This window comes from Phenylobacterium haematophilum (genome assembly GCF_014196295.1).
Taxonomy (GTDB): Bacteria; Pseudomonadota; Alphaproteobacteria; order Caulobacterales; family Caulobacteraceae; genus Phenylobacterium; species Phenylobacterium haematophilum.
This window is the reverse complement of the sequence record NZ_JACIDK010000002.1, coordinates 470,162-483,806: the sequence shown is the minus strand read 5'-3', so window position 1 is coordinate 483,806 and position 13,645 is coordinate 470,162. Positions and strand designations below refer to the sequence as shown.

Here is a 13,645-nt window from a genome sequence, read left to right as displayed (position 1 = left end):
CGCCCGCTGCCGCCTAGCCGCCCGGTGACGGCTTCAGGGCCGTCTCGGCGATGCGCCACTTGCGCTGCTCGTCGGTGGAGCCGGGGACGTTGTTGACCCGGCGCAGGTTCACATCGCCCTTCATGCTGACCGGCGCGCCGGTCTTCAGCTGGCCGTAGATCACCACCGGCACGCTGACGAACAGCGACCCGGCCCCGCCCTCGATGTCGCCCGGGGCGCCGATCTGGGCGTTGTAGCTCGCATACTTGTCGAAGCTGGCCGCGAACGCCTGCTGGGTCATGCCGCTGGCCTTGCCGCCGTCGCTCCAGAGCTTCCAGGCGTCAGCGTACTTCTTCTCGCCGATCAGCGCGTAATAGGTCTGCACGACATTGGCCGCGCCCTGGGCGCTGTCGGGCGTGAACGGACCTTCAGAGATCGGGGTCCTGTCGTCGGGCAGGCCGCCGGGGCTGCCGGGCGGCGGCGGGGCGACCGGGACGGCGGCCGGCTCGGGCGCCTTGCAGTTGACGCCTGGGGCGCTGGCTATGTCCTCGCCAGCCGCCAGCGGGCTGAGCTGGGCCTGTGCCATGCCCTTGGTCCACCACTGGACGCCGTCGCCGGTGTAACGCGCGCCGCTGGCCGAGATGGCGATCTTCAGAGTGCGGCTCTTGCCGTCAACCTCAACCACAGCGGTGTCGGTGTCCGGATAGCTGGCGCGCACGGTGCGGCCGTCGTCGCAGGCATAGGTGATCACCGGCGAGGCTGGGGCGACCGCCTTGGCCGGCGGCTGGGCCTGTTCAGCCGGCTTGCTGCAGGCCGCCAGCCCGAGACCCGCCATCACCGCCACCGCGGCCAGATGCTGAAGATTCGCCACTCCGAAGTTCCCTCTATTGTTCGGCTTCGCCATAGCGTGCGACCGGCCTTCGCGTTCCCTGACAGTCGTTTGACAACGATAACGGCAACACGTTGTAGCGTGACTTGACCGCCGCGGGGTTGACTCCCGTCCCCCCGGCCTCAAGAAACCGCCCCAAATCAATTGGCTCAGGAGTTTTCGATGACCGTTCGCGTCGCCATCAATGGGTTCGGCCGTATCGGCAGGCTGGTCCTGCGTTCGATCGTCGAGCATGGCCGCAAGGACATCGAGGTCGTCGCCATCAACGACCTGGGCCCTGTCGAGACCAACGCCCACCTGCTGCGCTACGACAGCGTGCACGGCCGCTTCCCCGGCCAGGTGAAGGTCGACGGCGACACCATCGACGTGGGCTTCGGCCCGATCAAGGTCACCGCGATCCGCGATCCGAAGGACCTGCCGCACAAGGACCTGGGCGTCGACATCGCCCTCGAGTGCACCGGCCTGTTCACCACCAAGGAAAAGGCCTCGGCCCACCTGGAAGCCGGCGCCAAGCGCGTGATCGTCTCGGCTCCGTGCGACAACGCCGACAAGACCATCGTCTACGGCGTCAACCACGACACCCTGACCAAGGACGACCTGGTCATCTCGAATGCCTCGTGCACCACCAACTGCCTGGCGCCGGTCGCCAAGGTCCTGCACGAGCTGGCCGGCATCGAGCGCGGCTACATGACCACCATCCACTCCTACACCGGCGACCAGCCGACGCTGGACACTATGCACAAGGACCTCTACCGCGCCCGCGCCGCGGCGATGTCCATGATCCCGACCTCGACCGGCGCCGCCAAGGCCCTGGGCCTGGTGATCCCGGAACTGCAAGGCAAGCTGGACGGTTCGTCGATCCGCGTGCCGACCCCGAACGTCTCGGTCGTGGACCTGACCTGGGTCGCCGGCCGCAAGATCACCAAGGAAGAGATCAACGAGGCGCTGACCGCCGCGGCCAACGGCCCGCTGAAGGGCGTTCTGGCCGTGACCAACGAGCCGCTGGTGTCGATCGACTTCAACCATGAAGCCGCTTCTTCGACCGCCGCCCTGGCCCAGACCCAGGTGATCGACGGCACCCTCGGCCGCGTGCTGTCGTGGTACGACAACGAGTGGGGCTTCTCGACCCGCATGAGCGACACCGCCATCGCGCTCGCGAAGCTGATCTAAAACACTCGCGACGGGCGCCATCCACCGGGTGGCGCCCGTTTCGCATTTCGAACCTGTCGCACCCCAGGCGCGCCCGCCGGGGTGAGCGGAGATATTTTGATGGCCTTCAAGACTCTCGACGACGCCGACCTGGCCGGCAAACGCGCCCTGGTCCGCGTGGACATCAACGTCCCGATGGCCGAGGGCAAGGTCACCGACGACACCCGCCTGCGGGCCATCCTGCCGACGATCGCCAAGCTTCGGACCGGCGGCGCCAAGGTCATCCTGCTGGCCCATTTTGACCGGCCCAAGGGCAAGGTCGTTCCAGAAATGAGCCTGAAGCCGCTGGCCCAGCCGCTGGCCGACCTGCTGGACGCCCCGGTGGCGTTCGCGGCCGACTGCATCGGCGAGGCCGCCAAGGCCGCGGTCGACAGCCTGAAGGACGGCGACGTCCTGCTGCTGGAGAACGTCCGCTTCCACCCGGGCGAGGAAAAGAACGATCCGGATTTCGCCAAGGCGCTGGCCGCCAACGGCGACCTCTACGTCAACGACGCCTTCTCGGCCGCGCACCGCGCCCACGCCTCGACCGAAGGGCTCGCGCGCCTGCTGCCGGCCTATGCGGGCGAGCAGATGCGCCGTGAGCTGGACGCGCTGGAAGCCGCGCTCGGCGCGCCCAAGCGCCCGGTGCTGGGCATCGTCGGCGGCTCGAAGGTCTCGACCAAGCTCGACCTGCTGAACAACCTGGTGACCAAGCTGGACCGGCTGTCGATCGGCGGCGGCATGGCCAACACCTTCCTGGCGGCGCAAGGGATCGACGTCGGCGCCTCGCTTTGCGAGCACGACCTGGCCGACACCGCCCGCGAGATCATGGAAAGCGCCCGGAAGGCCGGCTGCGAGCTGCTGCTGCCGATCGACGTGGTGACCGCAGAGGACGTGAAGCCGGGCGTTTCGTCCAACGTGCGCGAGCTGAGCGGCATCCAGGCGGGCGACCGCATCCTGGACGCCGGCCCCAAGACCCTGGCCAAGCTGATCGCAGCCATGGACGCGTCGGCGACCCTGATCTGGAACGGCCCGCTCGGCGTGTTCGAGGTGCCGCCCTTCGACGTCGCCACCATGGCGGCGGCCCAGCATGCGGCGGATTTGGCCAAGGCCGGCAAGCTGGTGGCCGTGGCGGGCGGCGGTGATACAGTCGCGGCTCTCAACGCGGCCGGCCGCGCCGACGATTTCACGTTCGTCTCGACGGCGGGCGGCGCGTTTCTTGAATGGATGGAAGGCAAGGAGCTGCCCGGAGTGGCGGCCCTGACCAATTAAACTTCAGACTACGGAGGGCAGGGCATGGCCCGGGTTACTTTGAGACAGCTTCTGGATCACGCGGCCGAGCACGGCTACGGGGTCCCGGCGTTCAACATCAACAACATGGAACAGGCGCTGGCGATCATGGAGGCCGCCGAGGCCACCGACTCGCCGGTGATCATGCAGGCCTCGCGCGGGGCCCGCTCCTACGCCAACGACATCGTGCTGAAGCACCTGATCGACGCGATGGCGGAAATGTATCCGCACATCCCGATCTGCATGCACCAGGACCACGGCAACAACGAAGCCACCTGCGCCACTGCGATCCAGTACGGCTTCACCTCGGTGATGATGGACGGCTCGCTGAAGGCCGACGGCAAGACCCCGGCCGACTACGACTACAACGTCGAAGTCACCCGCAACGTCGTGAACATGGCCCACTGGGTCGGCGCCTCGGTCGAGGGCGAGCTCGGCGTCCTGGGCAGCCTGGAAACGGGCATGGGCGAGAAGGAAGACGGCCACGGCTTCGAGGGCAAGCTCGGCCATGACCAGCTGCTGACCGACCCCGACCAGGCGGTCGAGTTCGTGAAGGCCACCGAGGTCGACGCCCTGGCCATCGCCATGGGCACCAGCCACGGCGCCTACAAGTTCACCCGCAAGCCGGACGGCGACGTCCTGGCGATGAACGTGATCGAAGAGATCCACCGCCGCCTGCCCAACACCCACCTGGTGATGCACGGCTCCTCGTCGGTGCCGCAGGATCTGCAGGACATCATCAACCAGTACGGCGGCGAGATGCCCCAGACCTGGGGCGTGCCGGTCGAAGAGATCCAGCGCGGCATCAAGCACGGCGTGCGGAAGATCAACATCGACACCGACAACCGGATGGCGATCACCGGCGCGATCCGCAAGCTGTTCGCCGAGAAGCCGGGCGAATTCGACCCGCGCAGCTATCTGAAGCCGGCCAAGGAAGCCATGCGCAAGGTCTGCGTCCAGCGCTTCGAAGAGTTCGGCACCGCCGGCCACGCCAGCTCGATCAAGCCGATCCCGCTGTCGGACATGGCCAAGCGCTACGCCTCGGGGGAACTCGCCCCGAAGATCGACGTCAGCCGCCAGGCGGCCGAATAGGCCGATCGGCATAGACGACCTGCAGAGCCGCCGCCTCGCCCGAGACGGCGGCTTTCGCATATCTGGGAACCTTGCACGCCCGTCGCAGATTGCAGGGTCATGCGCCGGACCTGGACCCTGATCGCCCTGCTGGCCGCCCTGGCGGCGGTCGCCGGCCTCGGCGGCTGGACGCTCTACGCCAGTTCGCGCCTTGGCTACGGCTGGGAGGGCCTGGGCCAGGTGCTGATCTTCGTGATCGTCGGCCTGATCGCGGTCGGCGGCCTGACCGGCGGTCTGATGTGGCTGGCGTTCTATTCGGCCCGCCGCGGCTATGACGAACCCTATGACATCAACAAGCCGGGCGGGGGGCGGCGGGGCTAGTCGTCGACATTGGCCCCGCGCATCTCGCGCACGAAAATGAAGCCGATCACCGCGGTCGCCGCGGCGATGACGATCGGATACCAGAGCCCGAAGTAGATGTTGCCGGTGGCCGCGACCATGGCGAAGGCGGTTGTCGGCAGGAAGCCGCCGAACCAGCCGTTGCCGATGTGGTAGGGCAGGCTCATCGAGGTGTAGCGGATGCGGGCCGGGAACATCTCGACCAGGGCGGCGGCGACAGGGCCGTAGACCATGGTCACATAGAGCATCAGCAGGAACAGCAGGCCGACGACCGCCGGCTTGTTGATCTGCGCCGGGTCGGCCTTGGGCGGATAGCCGGCTTCCTGCAGGGCGGCGTTCAGGTCCTTGACCCAGGCGTCGCGGGCGACCTTGAACTGCGCCATGTTCATGCCGGTGGCGTCCAGGCCCTCGAAGCCGCGATCGCCGATCATCACGAAGGTGGTTTCCGACCGCGGGGTGGCCTCGACGCTGTCATAGGACACCCCCGCGTTCGCCAGCGCCGCGCGGGCGACGTCGCAGCCGCTGGTGAAGACCTGCTTGCCGACCGGGTCGAACTGGACGTGGCAGCTGGCCGGGTTGGCGATCAACACCACCGGCGCGCGGGCGGCGGCGTGGGCCAGGGCGGGATTGGCCGCCTCGGTCAGCGCCTTGAAGATCGGGAAATAGGTCAGGGCCGCCAGCAGGCAGCCAGCCAGGATGATCGGCTTGCGGCCGATCTTGTCCGACAGCCAGCCGAACACCACGAAGAAAGGAGTGCCGAGGATCAGGGCGAAGGCGACCAGGGTGTTGGTCGTCGGCCCGTCGACCTTCAGCGTCTTTTCCAGGAAGAACAGGGCGTAGAACTGGCCGGTGTACCAGACCACCGCCTGGCCGGCGGTAAGCCCGACCAGGGCCAGCAACACGATCTTCAGGTTCGACCACTGGCCGAACGACTCGGCCAGCGGCTTCTTCGAGGTCTTGCCCTCTTCGACCATCTTCTGGAACACCGGGCTCTCGTTGAGCTTGAGCCGGATCCACAGGGACACCGCCAGCAGGATCGCCGAGACCAGGAACGGGATGCGCCAGGCCCAGGCCTTGAACACCTCTTCGCCGGTCAGCGAGCGCACCGCCAGGATGACGATCAGGCTGAGGAACAGGCCGAGCGTGGCGGTGGTCTGGATCCAGCTGGTGTAGAGCCCGCGCTTGCCCGGAGGGGCGTGCTCGGCGACGTAGGTGGCCGCCCCGCCGTACTCGCCGCCGAGCGCCAGGCCCTGGATCAGCCGCATGACGATCAAGAGCGCCGGGGCGGCGAGCCCGATCTGGTCGTAGCCGGGCAACAGGCCGACCGCGAAGGTCGACAGCCCCATCAGCAACATGGTCACCAGGAAGGTGTTCTTGCGGCCCCAGAGGTCGCCCAGGCGGCCGAAGACGATGGCGCCGAACGGACGCACCGCGAACCCCGCGGCGAAGGCCAGCAGGGCGAAGATGTAGCCGGTGGTCTCGTTGACCCCCGAAAAGAAGTGCTGGGTGATGAAGCCGGCCAGCGAACCGTAGAGGTAGAAGTCGTACCACTCGAAGACCGTGCCGGCCGAGGCCGCGCCGATCACCATGCGGTGGCTCTTCTTCTCGACGACGCTCTCGCCCGCGACCGCTTCGGCCATTCGCTTCCCCCTTGTCGTTGGGGGGAGCGTAGCGGGATTTCGCCCCCTCTCAAGCTCGTCATGGCCGGGCTTGTCCCGGCCATCCACGCATGAGGGTTAGATGGTGTCATCCCGGTTTCGTCGGCGCAGCCGTCGAAGACCGGGATCCATTGACGCGGCGCGGCCAGGTCAAGCTGGTCCGACATCAGGTGTTCATGGGTCCCGGACAAGCGCTACGCGCTTTCCGGGATGACACCGCGCGGAGGGCTTAGTGCCCCTCGCCGCCTTCGAGTTCGCCGAGCGCGCTCTGCAGGTAGTTCGGCTCGCCAAGGGTGCGGACGAGGTTCAGCTGGGTCTCGAGGAAGTCGATGTGCTCCTCGGTGTCGCTGAGGATCTCACGCAGGATCTCGCGGGTGGCGTAGTCGCCGGTGGCCTCGCACTCGCGGATGCCTTCGATCTGGTCGACGCGGCCGGCGACCTCGACGGCGAGATCCGAGGCGAGGCACTCGGGCACGGTCTCGCCGATCTTCAGCTTGTGCAGGTCCTGCAGGTTGGGCAGGCCCTCGAGGAACAGGATGCGCTTGATGAGCTTGTCGGCGTGCTTCATCTCGCCGATGGATTCGTCGTAGGTGATCTTGCCGAGGCGGGCGTAGCCCCAGTCCTGGTACATGCGCGCATGCAGGAAATACTGGTTAACTGCGGTCAGCTCATTGGTGAGCACCGCGTTCAGCCGCCGGATGATCGCTTTGTCGCCCTTCATGAGGACCTCCTCGAATCCACTTCGAGGGGCAAACTCTTCCCGGGGAAGAATTTAGTCAAAGCCTATGTTTGCAAGTGATTCCGCGTTTCGTTCGCACGCCTGCGCAGGCGGCGGCGAAACCTATTCGGCCGCGTAGCGCAGCGCTTCGCCGCGCTCGCCGATCATCTTGCGCATGTCGCAGACGCAACGGGCGCATTGGGGACGAGAATCGCAGGCGCGAAAGACCTCGGCCGGGCGCGTGGCCCCTGCTTCGATGGCGGCGCGGACTTCACGCTCGCGGATGCCGTTACAATTGCAGACGTACAAGGCGGCTTACTCCCGACGACAAGGCTTTGTACCAAATGCGAACGTCGTTGCAACTCATTTGCAAATCTTGGACCGCCTCCGCCAGGGGTGCGACGCGCGGCCGTTTGTCGCTGACCGCGGGCGCGGCTAGAAGGCGGCCATGACCGCCGATTGCCGCCTCTATCTGATCACCCCGCCCCAGCTCGACGACCTCGCCGCGTTCGGGCGGACGCTGGCCCACGCCCTGGACGCCGGCGACGTCGCCGCGCTGCAGATCCGGCTGAAGGATGTGGACGATGCGGTCATCGCTGCGGCGGTCGACGCGCTCATGCCCATCGCTCAGGCCCGCGGGGTGGCTGTGATCCTCAACGACCGGCCGGACCTGGCCGCGCGGCTCGGCTGCGATGGGGTGCATGTCGGCCAGTCGGACGCGCCCTATGCCGAGGCCCGCAAGATCATGGGCCGCGAGGCGATGATCGGGGTGACCTGCCACGACAGCCGCCATCTGGCCATGGAGGCGGCCGAAGCCGGCGCCGACTATGTCGCGTTCGGAGCCTTCTTCCCGACCACCACCAAGGACGCCCCGACCAGAGCCGAACCTGAGATCCTGACCATCTGGCAGGAGACGATGGAGGTTCCGTGCGTCGCCATCGGCGGGATCACCCCCGAGAACGCCGAGGGCTTGGCCAAGGCGGGGGCCGACTTCCTGGCGGTGTCGGCGGGGGTCTGGAACTATCCGGCCGGGCCGGTCGCGGCGGTGAAGGCGCTGAACGCCGCCATCGCCCGCGGTCTGGCGGCGCGGCGAGGCTAGGCTTCGCCCGGGCCGGCGGCATCTGATTCCTTGCTTTCAAGGTCTTCGCCCACTAGGTTCCGCCGCTCGAAATTCCTCGCCTTTCCGGCGCGATGGCGCACGTCTGGCGCCCAGAACTGGATCTCTCCGTGTCGACCCAATCCGCCCTGCTGAAAGTCATGTCCGACGCCGCCCGCAAGGCGGCCCGCGGCCTCAACCGCGACTTCGGCGAGCTCGGCGAGCTGCAGGTGTCGCGCAAGGCGCCGGCGGACTTCGTCTCGGCCGCCGACCTCAAGGCTGAGCAGACCCTGTTCGAAGCCCTGGAAAAGGCCCGCCCCGGCTACAGCTTCATGGGCGAGGAGCGCGGCCTGATCGAGGGCACCGACAAGACCCACACCTGGATCGTCGACCCGCTGGACGGCACCACCAACTTCCTGCACGCGATCCCGCATTTCGCGATCAACATCGCCCTGGAGCGCGAGGGCGTGGTCGTCGCGGCGGTGACCTACAACCCCGTCACCAACGAGCTGTTCTGGGCCGAGAAGGGCAAGGGCTGCTTCGTCAACGACAAGCGCCTGCGCGTCGCCGGCCGCAAACACCTGGACGAGTCGGTGCTGGGCACCGGCATCCCGTTCCTGGGCCACGGCCAGCACGCCCGGTTCCTGAAGGAACTCCACCAGATCAGCCAGCGCGTCGCCGGCGTGCGCCGCTTCGGCGCCGCCTCGCTGGACCTGGCCTATGTCGCGGCCGGCCGCCTGGACGGGTTCTGGGAACGCGACCTGAAGCCCTGGGACATGGCCGCGGGCGTGCTATTGATCACCGAGGCCGGCGGCAAGGTGACCAACGCCGAGGGCGGCGACGACATCATGGGCTCCGGCTCGATCTGCGCGGCCAATCTCGAACTGCACCCGCTGCTGGTCGAGAAGCTCAAGGCCGCCGCCTAAGGGCGAGCCTTGATGCAGGCGTCACCATGGGCGGCTAGTGTCGCCCTATGGACCTCACCCGACGCGCCTTCGCCCTTTCGAGCGCCGCCCTGGCGGCGAGCCCCGCCACGGCCACGCCCCGCGCCAAGCCGATCGTCATCGCCCACCGCGGCTCCAGCGGCGAGCGGCCCGAGCACACCGCGATGGCCTATCGGCTGGCGGTCGAGGAAGGCGCCGACTTCATCGAACCGGACCTGGTGCTGAGCAAGGACGGCCATCTGGTCGTGCGCCACGAGAACGAGATCGCCGGCACGACCGACGTCGCCGGCCGGCCCGAGTTCGCCGCGCGCAAGGCGACCAAGGTCATCGACGGCGAGCGCATCGAAGGCTGGTTCACCGAGGACTTCACCCTCGCCGAGCTGAAGACCCTGCGCGCCCGCGAGCGTCTGCCGCAGCTGCGCCCGGCCAGCGCCCGGTTCGACGGCCAGGAAGCCATCCCGACCTTCCAGGAGGTCGTGGCCCTGGCCAAGGCCGAGAGCGCCCGCACCGGCCGCGCGATCGGCGTCTATCCCGAGATGAAGCATCCCGCCTATTTCGCGTCCGTCGGCCTGCCGATCGAAGCGCGGCTGGCCCAGGCGCTCAAGGACGCCGGCCTGGACGCCGAGGACGCGCCGGTGTTCGTGCAGTGCTTCGAGGTCGAGCCTTTGAAGACGTTCAAGACCCTGTCCAAGGCCCGCCGGGTGCAGCTGGTCGGAGCGCAGACGCCCGGCATGGTCGACGCCGAAGGCCTGAAGCAGATCGCGAGCTACGCCCACGGGGTCGGCCCCGACTGGTCGCTCGTGATCCCGACGGCCGGCGGGGCGCTGGGCGCGCCGACCCCGCTGGTCAGCCAGGCGCGGGCTCTGGGCCTGGAGGTGCATCCCTGGACGGTGCGGGCCGAGAACCGGTTCCTGCCGGCGATGCTGCGCAGCGCAGACGATCCGGCCGCGCACGGCGACGCCGGCGCGGTGCTGAAGGCGCTCTACGCGGCAGGTGTCACGGGCGTGTTCAGCGACTTCCCCGGGCTGGCGGTGCGGGCGCGGGGGTGACTCTGCCCAGTTGCGCCCTTTACGCCGCGACGTCACCGAACTGCAGGGCCGCCAGGCGAGCGTAAAGTCCGCCGCTGGCGATCAGATCCGCGTGGCTCCCCTGCTCGACCACCTTGCCTGCGTCCATGACCACGATGCGGTCGGCCTTGAGCACCGTGGCCAGGCGGTGGGCGATGACCAGGGTGGTGTGGCCGACCATGGCGTCCTCGAGCGCGCGCTGGACCAGGCGTTCGTTCTCGGCGTCCAGCGCGCTGGTGGCCTCGTCGAGCAACAGGATCGGGGTTTCGCGGATCAGGGCGCGGGCGATGGCCAGGCGCTGACGCTGGCCGCCCGAGAGGCTGCGGGCCCGTTCGCCGAGCGGGGTGTCGAAGCCCTGCGGCAGGGCGTCGAGGAAGCCTTCGGCCTGGGCCGCGCGGGCGGCGGCGCGGACGTCCTCGGGACTGGCGTCCAGCCGCCCGAAGCGAATGTTGTCGGCCGGCGAACCGGAGAACAGCGGCGAGTCCTGCGAGACCAGCGCCATGCGGGCGCGCACCTGAGCGGGATCGGCCTCGCGCAGGTCGACGCCGTCGAGCCGGATCGCGCCGCTGAGCGGATCGTAGAAGCGCAGCAGCAGCCGGAAGACCGTGCTCTTTCCCGAGCCCGAAGGGCCGACCAGGGCGACGGTCTCCCCCGGCGCGACGTGCAGCGAGAAGCCGTCGAGGGCAAGGGCGCCCGGCCGGGCTGGATAGGCGAAGCGGACGTCCTCGAAGGCGATCTCGCCACGCGCCGGCTGCGGCAGCGCCTTGGGTTGGGCAGGCGCGGCGATGGTGGGGGTGGCGGCGAACAGCTCGGAGATCCGCTCCATGGCCCCGGCCGCCTTCTGGACGTCGCCCCAGGTCTCGCCCAGCGCCCCGACCGAGCCGGCGGCCATCACCGCCAGGAAGGCGAACTGGAAGAGCGCGCCCCAGCTCATCTCGCCGCGCAGGCCGGCGTGCACGCCCAGCCAGAAGATGAAGACGACGCCGCCGAACACCAGGCCGATGACCAGGGCGGTCATGATCGCCCGCGCGGTCATGCGGCGCAGCGAGGTGCGGAACGAGGCTTCGACCGCCTCGCCGAAGGTGGCCGCGCCCGCGCCCTCGCGCCCGAAGGCCTGGACGGTTTCGAGCGCGTCGAGGGTTTCGCCGGCGTGGCCGACGGCGGCGGCGAACTGGTCCTGGGTCGAGGTCGTCAGCTTGCGCACCCGCTTGCCGTAGAGAAACAGCGGCGCGAGCACGAACGGGAACAGGGCGACGACGAGGCCGGTCAGCTTCGGGCTGACGATGACCAGCAGCACCAGCGCGCCGATCAGGGTCAGCAGGTTGCGCAGCGCAACGGAGATCGAGGTCGAGAGCAGGCTCTCGACAATCTGGATGTCGGTGGTCAGGCGGGACAGCACCTCGCCGGTGCGGGTCTTGGCGAAGAACGGCTGGTCGAGGGTGAGGATGTGGGCGTAGGCGCCCTTGCGAAGGTCCGCGGTGATCCGCTCGCCCAGCTTGGTGACGAAGAAGTAGCGCAGGGCGCTGGAGGCGGCGAGCGCGAGCGCCACGCCGCCGATCAGCCAGAAACGCGGGGCGACGCTGGCGTCGGTGGCGCCGGGCGCGGTCAAGTGGTCGACCAGCAGCCGCACAGCGCCGGACAGCCCCAGGGTCGAGGCCGCCGCGGTGACGAGGAACAGACCGGCCCAGGCGGTGTCGCCCTTGTGGCGGGCCAGATACGGGGCCAGGGCGCGCAGGGCCCCGACGTTGCGGCTGCGGGTCCGACGCTGGGCGGCTTCGTTCAGATCCTGCGCCATGGCGGCGCCGGCGCTGGGCCGTCCTTCGACCGGGACCTCGGCGGCCAAATCACTCATGGAAACTAGCGCCCTTGCTCTTACCGCGCCTTTTCCTGTATACGCGCGGCTTCCTTCGCGCCCGCCCTTGCGGCGGACCGTGAACTTTCTGCCGCTCCTTTACGTCGGTTGCCCTCGCGATGAAACAAGACACCCACCCGGACTACCATTTCATCACGGTCGTGATGACCGACGGTTCGAGCTATCAGACGCGCTCGACCTACGGCAAAGAAGGCGCGACCCTGAACCTCGACATCGACCCGAAGACGCACCCGGCGTGGACCGGCGGCAACCAGACGCTTCTGGACCGCGGCGGCCGCGTGTCGCGCTTCAACGCCAAGTTCGGCGCCTTCACCCGCAAGTAAGGCCTGCGGCGCGCCTGGCGCGCGCCCCCCGCCCTCCGCGAGCAGATACGAAAACGCCGCGCAGCCCGCGCGGCGTTTTTTGCTGTGTGCTTCACGAGCGTCATCCCGGAAGTCCCGCAGCGGCTGTCCGGGCCCCTCTGAAGACCGGAGCTCGCAGGACGGCCCGCGCGCTTCCAATAGCTAGGGCGAATGGGTCCCGGTCTTGCTGCGCGACCGGGACGACAATTCCAGAAGGGTCTAGGCGCCGAAGGCGGCCTGCAGGCGGCCGAACTGGGACAGCACGGGATTGGCGTCCTCCGGCTCGCTCTCTTCGATGTACATGCGGCGGTCCAGGTGGCGGACGCGCTCGTAGAGCCGCTCGGAGCGGTCGAGCAGCACCAGCAGGCCGGCCGGGAGATCCTCGGTCGTCGCGCCGCGGCAGATGTCTTCGGCCCCCAGGCGGTAGCGGTCCTCGCGGGCGCTTTCCGGCGGCATGTCGCCTTCACGCACGGCGCGCTGCACCAGCAACCAGGAGGCGACCTGCATCAGCCGGGTGGTGAGCCGCATGCTTTCGCCGGCATAGGCCAGGGCGGCGCTGCGCGAGAGCAGTTTCGATTCCTGGCGGCCCGATCCGTCCAGGTAGCCGGCGGTCTCTTCGACCAGATCCATGCCTTCCTGGAAGGTGCGGTCGAACAGCTCGGATCGCGCAAAGTCGGCGATAACGTCGGCTCGCCAGGCGCCGCTCGGCGCAAATCCTTCGGTCATGACAGCACTTAGCCTCTAAAATCCTCGCCCGCAGGTGTCTGCGGCTTCGGCGGCGGAGGTCTGCAACCCCCATGCCAGACGTAAACACCCGTTATCGATGACCCGCGTTTACGTTCGGTTATCCGTAAGCGCCGATCAGCTTGGCTTTGAGAATAACGCGTCGGCCGCCGCCCGGCCCGAGCGCTTGCGCTCAATCTGGGCACGGCACCTGTCGATCTCTTCCTGGAGGGCGGAAATGCGGTCCTCCAGCTCGGCCACGCCATAGAGCTCCAGGTCCTCGCGCATGGCCTCGGCCAGCCGCTGACCGCGCTGAACGCGGGTGTTCACCGGTTCGTCCATCGAAGACCTCCCATTGCCAGATCCGTTTCGGCGTCTATCTGGGAGACTACGCTGAAAACCTGCCGGA

Annotated in this window: 15 protein-coding genes; 8 read left to right on the top strand and 7 right to left on the bottom strand. The window is 68.4% G+C overall.

The window, feature by feature from the left end:
* Positions 1-13: 13 nt before the first annotated feature.
* Positions 14-850, bottom strand: coding sequence for an MliC family protein (locus GGQ61_RS08275; protein WP_183771438.1), 837 nt, complete (start codon positions 848-850; stop codon positions 14-16).
* A gap of 180 nt (positions 851-1,030) precedes the next feature.
* Between GGQ61_RS08275 and gap the strand changes: the two genes are divergently transcribed.
* The 4 genes from gap (at position 1,031) to GGQ61_RS08255 (ending at position 4,798) form a co-directional block, all read left to right on the top strand.
* The gene (gene gap, locus GGQ61_RS08270; protein ID WP_183771436.1) at positions 1,031-2,038 is read left to right on the top strand and encodes a type I glyceraldehyde-3-phosphate dehydrogenase; all 1,008 of its coding nucleotides are present in this window, start codon (positions 1,031-1,033) and stop codon (positions 2,036-2,038) included.
* 99 nt (positions 2,039-2,137) lie between these two features.
* Positions 2,138-3,328 (top strand): phosphoglycerate kinase, encoded by a 1,191-nt coding sequence (locus GGQ61_RS08265; RefSeq protein WP_183771434.1) that lies wholly within the window; start codon positions 2,138-2,140, stop codon positions 3,326-3,328.
* A gap of 24 nt (positions 3,329-3,352) precedes the next feature.
* Positions 3,353-4,438: a class II fructose-bisphosphate aldolase gene (fba, locus tag GGQ61_RS08260; protein ID WP_183771432.1), complete on the top strand. Its 1,086-nt coding sequence runs from the start codon at positions 3,353-3,355 to the stop codon at positions 4,436-4,438.
* Between the two features lie 99 nt (positions 4,439-4,537).
* Positions 4,538-4,798: a hypothetical protein gene (locus GGQ61_RS08255; RefSeq protein WP_183771430.1), complete on the top strand. Its 261-nt coding sequence runs from the start codon at positions 4,538-4,540 to the stop codon at positions 4,796-4,798.
* On the opposite strand, the gene GGQ61_RS08250 is transcribed toward GGQ61_RS08255, so the two are convergent.
* From GGQ61_RS08250 to GGQ61_RS08240, 3 genes are all read right to left on the bottom strand, one after another.
* Positions 4,795-6,456 (bottom strand): MFS transporter, encoded by a 1,662-nt coding sequence (locus GGQ61_RS08250; RefSeq protein ID WP_183771428.1) that lies wholly within the window; start codon positions 6,454-6,456, stop codon positions 4,795-4,797. The two genes, GGQ61_RS08255 and GGQ61_RS08250, sit on opposite strands and share 4 nt — an antisense overlap.
* 247 nt (positions 6,457-6,703) lie before the next feature.
* Positions 6,704-7,195: a bacterioferritin gene (gene bfr / locus GGQ61_RS08245; protein ID WP_183771426.1), complete on the bottom strand. Its 492-nt coding sequence runs from the start codon at positions 7,193-7,195 to the stop codon at positions 6,704-6,706.
* 120 nt (positions 7,196-7,315) lie between these two features.
* The gene (locus GGQ61_RS08240; RefSeq protein WP_183771424.1) at positions 7,316-7,501 is read right to left on the bottom strand and encodes a (2Fe-2S)-binding protein; all 186 of its coding nucleotides are present in this window, start codon (positions 7,499-7,501) and stop codon (positions 7,316-7,318) included.
* A 139-nt stretch (positions 7,502-7,640) separates the two neighbouring features.
* Here GGQ61_RS08240 and thiE point away from each other — a divergent pair, with 139 nt between their 5' ends.
* The 3 genes from thiE (at position 7,641) to GGQ61_RS08225 (ending at position 10,281) form a co-directional block, all read left to right on the top strand.
* The gene (thiE, locus tag GGQ61_RS08235) at positions 7,641-8,291 is read left to right on the top strand and encodes a thiamine phosphate synthase (RefSeq protein WP_183771422.1); all 651 of its coding nucleotides are present in this window, start codon (positions 7,641-7,643) and stop codon (positions 8,289-8,291) included.
* 128 nt (positions 8,292-8,419) lie between these two features.
* On the top strand, positions 8,420-9,214 hold the full coding sequence (locus GGQ61_RS08230; RefSeq protein WP_183771420.1) for an inositol monophosphatase family protein: 795 nt from the start codon (positions 8,420-8,422) through the stop codon (positions 9,212-9,214).
* A 47-nt stretch (positions 9,215-9,261) separates the two neighbouring features.
* Positions 9,262-10,281: a glycerophosphodiester phosphodiesterase gene (locus tag GGQ61_RS08225; RefSeq protein ID WP_183771418.1), complete on the top strand. Its 1,020-nt coding sequence runs from the start codon at positions 9,262-9,264 to the stop codon at positions 10,279-10,281.
* 19 nt (positions 10,282-10,300) lie between these two features.
* On the opposite strand, the gene GGQ61_RS08220 is transcribed toward GGQ61_RS08225, so the two are convergent.
* Entirely contained in the window at positions 10,301-12,151 is a 1,851-nt protein-coding gene (locus GGQ61_RS08220) for an ABC transporter transmembrane domain-containing protein (RefSeq protein WP_183771416.1), read from the bottom strand.
* A gap of 119 nt (positions 12,152-12,270) precedes the next feature.
* Between GGQ61_RS08220 and rpmE the strand changes: the two genes are divergently transcribed.
* Complete coding sequence (gene rpmE, locus GGQ61_RS08215; protein WP_056017645.1) at positions 12,271-12,495, top strand: 50S ribosomal protein L31; 225 nt, start codon at positions 12,271-12,273, stop codon at positions 12,493-12,495.
* A 237-nt stretch (positions 12,496-12,732) separates the two neighbouring features.
* On the opposite strand, the gene rcdA is transcribed toward rpmE, so the two are convergent.
* Both rcdA and GGQ61_RS08205 read right to left on the bottom strand, forming a co-directional pair.
* Positions 12,733-13,239: a protease adaptor protein RcdA gene (gene rcdA, locus GGQ61_RS08210; protein ID WP_183771414.1), complete on the bottom strand. Its 507-nt coding sequence runs from the start codon at positions 13,237-13,239 to the stop codon at positions 12,733-12,735.
* A gap of 135 nt (positions 13,240-13,374) precedes the next feature.
* Entirely contained in the window at positions 13,375-13,578 is a 204-nt protein-coding gene (locus GGQ61_RS08205; protein WP_183771413.1) for a DUF1192 domain-containing protein, read from the bottom strand.
* Positions 13,579-13,645 lie beyond the last annotated feature (67 nt).